This window comes from Hydrogenophaga defluvii, from assembly GCF_042665235.1.
Taxonomy (GTDB): domain Bacteria; phylum Pseudomonadota; class Gammaproteobacteria; order Burkholderiales; family Burkholderiaceae_C; genus Hydrogenophaga; species Hydrogenophaga defluvii_A.
This window is the reverse complement of sequence record NZ_JBHTBZ010000072.1, coordinates 1-2,451: the sequence shown is the minus strand read 5'-3', so window position 1 is coordinate 2,451 and position 2,451 is coordinate 1. Positions and strand designations below refer to the sequence as shown.

The 2,451-nt window shown below is 67.3% G+C and carries 1 protein-coding gene and 1 pseudogene; both read left to right on the top strand.

The genetic code is table 11. The annotated features are described in order from the left end of the window. Window positions 1–126 precede the first annotated feature (126 nt). Window positions 127–1,031 (top strand): annotated as a pseudogene (locus tag ACFQU0_RS19750) (tyrosine-type recombinase/integrase). Then, complete coding sequence (locus ACFQU0_RS19745) at window positions 1,028–2,161, top strand: IS91 family transposase (protein WP_382203638.1); 1,134 nt, start codon at window positions 1,028–1,030, stop codon at window positions 2,159–2,161. Before ACFQU0_RS19750 ends, ACFQU0_RS19745 begins: the two are co-directional and overlap by 4 nt. The last annotated feature ends 290 nt before the right edge of the window (window positions 2,162–2,451 follow it).

The following is a 2,451-nucleotide window of genomic DNA, read 5'->3' as shown; positions in this document are numbered from 1 at the left end:
GGTTGGACGAAGCCGCTACGCGGAGCCAATTTCCGCTGCATTCCTGATGCTTGTCTACGCTGCATACCTCACCCCGTCAATCCGGACGGAGTGATTGTGCAACGTACCGCCTCAGGAGACCACGCCATGAGCAGCACCCGCGCCGAGTTCGACCAGCGCTACCAATCCCACCTCAAACACCTCAAGCTCAAGGGCCTGCAGCCCAAGACCATCGATGTCTACTCGCGCGCCATCCGCCGCATGGGCGAGTATTTCGGCCACCAGATCGACAACCTCACGCCCGCCCAGCTCACCGACTACTTCAGCGACCTGATCACCACGCACTCCTGGAGCGCGGTCAAGCATGACCTCTACGGCTTGAAGTTCTACACCCTGCACGTGCTGGGCCGGCCTTGGGCCATGCCCCACTTCATCAAGCCGCCCAAGACCCAGCGACTGCCCGACATCGTCACCGTCGAACAGGCGCAAGCCTTGTTCGCCGCCACCCGCACGCTGAGCTACAAGGTCTTCTACTTCACGCTGTACAGCATGGGCCTGCGCCTGGGCGAGGGGCTGGCCCTGCGCGTGGGCGACATCGACGCCGAGCGCCACCGCGTGCACGTGCGGGACGCCAAGGGCAACCGGGACCGGCTGGTGCCACTGCCGGCGGCCACCCTCTCGGTGCTGCGCCGCTTCTGGGCCACGCACCGCAACCCCGAGCTGATGTTCCCCAACCGCCACGGTGGCCTGGCCGGGGCGCGCTCGGCATCCACTCCGCTGGACCGTGGCGGCGTGCAGAACACGCTGCGCCAGGTCGCGCTGGACTGCGGGCTAAAAAAAAGATCACGCCGCACAGTCTTCGCCACAGCTACGCCACCCACCTCATCGAGGCCGGCGTGGACCTGCTCGAAGTCCAGAAGATCCTGGGCCACCACAGCATCCTGACCACCGCGCGCTACACCCACCTCACCAGCCACACCACCGAGCAGGCCAACGCCCGCATCGAGGCCCTGATGGGCCGCTTCAGCATGGACTGGGCGGGCGTCAGATGATCACGCTGGCCACTGTCATCGAGCGCTTCGCTGCGGCCTACCTGGCCCGGTACGCTGACTCCGTGCTGCCCAGCCAGCGCCGGGCCCTGACGGCCATGGCATCGTGCCGCTCGCGTCTGGCAACCCACATGCTGGCGCAGTGCGGCCAGTGCAACGCACAGCGCCTGGTGCCGCACTCCTGCGGCCACCGCTTCTGCCCGCACTGCCAGCACTTCGAGGGCCAGCGCTGGATCGCGCGCCAGACCCAGGCATTGGTGAGCGCGCCGTACTTCCTCATCACCTTCACGGTGCCGGCCGAGTTGCGCACGCTGTTGTGGCAACACCAGCGCGCGCTGTACGCGGCCCTGATGGACTGCGCCTGGGGGACGCTCGCGACCTTCGGCCAGAACCACCGGCAGCTACGCGGCCAGACGGGTGCGGTGGCAGTGCTGCACACACATTCGCGCCAGTTGGCGTTCCATCCGCATGTGCATCTGGCGCTGCCGGCGGCTGCCATCGATCCGGATGGCAGCGTGTGGCGCACCTTGCGCGGCGGCGCCAAACGCGCCGGCTACCTGTTCAGCCACAAGGCGCTGGCCCAGGTGTTTCGGGCGCGGTTCCTGGCAGCGGTGCGTGCACTGGGCTTGCAGCCGCCGGACACGCTGCCCGAGAAGTGGGTGGTCGATTGCAAGGCGGTCGGCAGTGGCCACAAGGTGATGGTCTACCTGGGGCGGTATCTGTACCGGGGAGTGGTGCAGGAGCGCGACATCCTGCGCTGCGAAGGGGACCGCATCACCTACCGATGGCGCGACAGCAAAACCGGGGCGATGCAGGCGCGCACCGTCAGCGGCGTGGAGTTTCTGCGGCTGGTGCTGCAGCACGTGCTGCCCAAGGGGTTCCGGCGCGCACGCAGTTACGGGTTCCTGCACCCGAACTGCAAGCGCGGCATCGCCTTGCTGCGCCTGCTGGCGCTGCGGCGTCGAGCGAAGGCGCCCGCGGTGCCTGTGGCATCGGCCAATGAAGCCGAGCGGCCCAAGTTGTTGTGCCGGTGCGGGGCCGAGATGGATGTGGTGCGAAGGCGCATCTTGCCCGGCGCGATGGCCGCCACCTCACCGCCGCCGCTGGCGTGCGAGGCTGCACCGCAAAGATAGAGCTCACGATCTTCGGCGGCACAGTGCCTGAACACGGCGCTGGCGGAAGGGCTCGGCCGGCGTTTGGCGCTGTGCTGTAGATGCGCTGCTGAAACTCCGTGGCCGCGCGGCACGAGGCACGGAAATCGTTCGCCTGATCTGCTGACGCGCTGGCCGCACGCGCATCACGCGCCACGGCAACGGGTGGAATCCAGAACATATTTGCTGGTGCCGCAACGGGCGGTGCTGGAACCGGGCTCGTCCAACAAACGGATCAGATCGCGGCTTCGCGCGATCTATCCTTACTCGTT